The organism is Pseudomonas sp. AGC41, from assembly GCF_057334555.1.
The window spans coordinates 28,073-28,926 of the sequence record NZ_JBHFJB010000004.1 but is presented as its reverse complement, the minus strand read 5'-3'; the positions used below and the strand labels follow the sequence as shown (position 1 = coordinate 28,926).

The following is an 854-nucleotide window of genomic DNA, read 5'->3' as shown; positions in this document are numbered from 1 at the left end:
CGCCCACAAGGGCTTCTTGAATGTTTCATCAAGAGGAGTCCGTCATGAGTCAGGTTACGGTTCGTTCGCTGGTGTATCAGATCGATGGGCAAAGCTATGAAGGTCGCCTGGCCTTCGACGTCAACCAGCAGGGCCCGCGTCCGGGTTTGCTGATGGCGCCGAACTGGATGGGCGTGGGGGCGGGGGCCGAGGAGATCGCCAGGTCGGTGGCCGCCAACGGCTACGTGGTGCTGATCGCCGACTTGTACGGGCAGACGCTGCGCCCGACCAACGCCGACGAGGCGGGAGCGGCAATGATGCCGCTCAAGAACGATCGGGCCTTGTTGCGCAAGCGCATGCAGGTAGCGCTGGAGCAATTGCAGAACCAGGGCGAAGCGCAGGTCGACACGGCGAAACTGGCCACGTTCGGCTTCTGCTTCGGTGGTTGCTGTTCACTGGAGCTGGCTCGCAGCGGCGCACCGCTCAAGGCTGCGATCTCGTTCCATGGGACCCTGGATACGCCGAATCCGGCCGATGCGCAGAATATCCAGGGCGCCGTCCTGGTGATGCATGGCGCCTCCGATCCGCTGGTGTCGAAAGAACAGCTGCCGGCCTTCGAGGAGGAGATGAACGCCGCCGGGGTGGACTGGCAATTGCTGAGTTATGGCGGCGCGGTGCATTCCTTCACCGATCCACAGGCCAATGTGCCGGGCAAGATGATGTACAACGCCAAGGTCGCCGGGCGGGCGTTCCGGTCGATGCATAATTTGCTGGATGAGGTGTTCAAGGGCTGATTGCCCTGGCTTCTGTCATATTGCTATCGCGAGCAGGCTCGCTCCCACATTGAACCGAGTTGTACGCGAGATCTGCGAACC

General features: G+C 61.9%; 1 protein-coding gene. It reads left to right on the top strand.

Going from position 1 to position 854, the window contains the following annotated elements; all coding sequences use genetic code 11:
* The first annotated feature begins 44 nt into the window (after positions 1–44).
* A complete protein-coding gene (locus ACE04F_RS00545) occupies positions 45–773 on the top strand; it encodes a dienelactone hydrolase family protein (protein WP_486104023.1) in 729 nt (242 codons plus the stop codon).
* The last annotated feature ends 81 nt before the right edge of the window (positions 774–854 follow it).